General features: G+C 41.4%; 2 protein-coding genes. One reads left to right on the plus strand and one right to left on the minus strand.

Annotated elements, in window-relative coordinates; all coding sequences use genetic code 11:
- Positions 1 to 2: 2 nt before the first annotated feature.
- Positions 3 to 284, plus strand: coding sequence for an MGMT family protein (locus tag GRP75_RS27680; protein ID WP_337194287.1), 282 nt, complete (start codon positions 3 to 5; stop codon positions 282 to 284).
- Positions 285 to 440: 156 nt separating this feature from the next.
- Here the strand turns inward: GRP75_RS27680 and GRP75_RS27685 are convergent, their stop codons facing one another.
- Complete coding sequence (locus GRP75_RS27685; protein WP_013370989.1) at positions 441 to 629, minus strand: hypothetical protein; 189 nt, start codon at positions 627 to 629, stop codon at positions 441 to 443.
- Positions 630 to 1119: the final 490 nt, after the last annotated feature.

The raw sequence follows: 1119 nt of genomic DNA on the forward strand, positions 1-1119 counted from the left end.
TGATCCCTGAGGGAAAAGTAATGACTTACGGTCAAATTGCGGCAGAGGCCGGAAGCCCAAGAGGTGCCAGACAGGTGGTGCGAATTTTGCATACATTGAGCCAAAAACACCGACTTCCTTGGCATAGAGTGGTCAACCGTTTGGGGGAGATTGCTTTGCAGGAGGATGAGTCCGCATCCCTGCAGCGTCTGTATTTGGAGGAGGAAGGCATACGTTTTAATGAAAGCGGGCGTATTCCACTCGATCAATATCTCTATGATCCGCAGGCGGAGATGGAAGAATAGGAACGGAACAAGCTATGCGGTTTTATATTAGATTTGATTATCACAAAAATCCGGGACAAATCAATTATCGATTTGTCCCGGATTTTTTTCATCTAGCATATGAAGCAGATAACTAGAGGTAATCTGTTATTTATAGCATAAGATTCACTTGACATTTTATCCGATAAGATGCTGCTGATCCCGTTGGGCAAGGTGAAAAGAAATGCTGTTCATCAGCGGTATATCGTTATTTTTCCGGGCTTCCCGGATCAGTTGTTTCTTTTTTTGTTCTGATTCACGTAAAAAGCGGGTCATCCACAAATCAGACGGTTCGTTAGTGGTTGTCATGCGAGATTCTTTTATCATCTATTAACCCTCCCAGTGAGCGGCTGTTATTCTTTCTCTAGTATATGTTCCAAACCTTAATAGATGCTGTTGGTTTCCTTAAAATTAGCTGAAAATTAGGTAAAGTTCAGGTAAAAATAGGTTGAATCAATATCTCATTGGACGAAAAGTAGTATAAAGCGAGTAATCAGGAAGTAAAGGTTACAAAAATGTATTGTTTTGACACCTTGTACCAACATAAACCTGAAAGTACAATTAGAATGCAAAGAGTTCGTGGAAGTTTATGTCGAAAAAAATGGAAAAGATTCGGGGAATGAACCGAAAGGGGAGAGATTCATCTATGAAGCAAAAAGCGGCTGTCGTGCTGCTTGTATTGTCCTTATCATCAGGATTGGCCTCCACTGTACAGTCTGAGAGTTTATCAGGAAATGTAGTATCAAGTACGTCGGTTAGTCCATCTACTGAGGCTACATCGAAGACATCATCCGTAACGGGTCAGGCTTTACCTATA

Source organism: Paenibacillus sp. OT2-17, from assembly GCF_009827695.1.
GTDB classification, from domain to species: Bacteria; Bacillota; Bacilli; order Paenibacillales; family Paenibacillaceae; genus Paenibacillus; species Paenibacillus polymyxa_B.

What these genes read in the sequence shown, in the direction of transcription:
- GRP75_RS27685 (WP_013370989.1), bottom strand. Translation starts at nt 629, where the DNA reads ATGATAAAAGAATCTCGCATGACAACCACTAACGAACCGTCTGATTTG.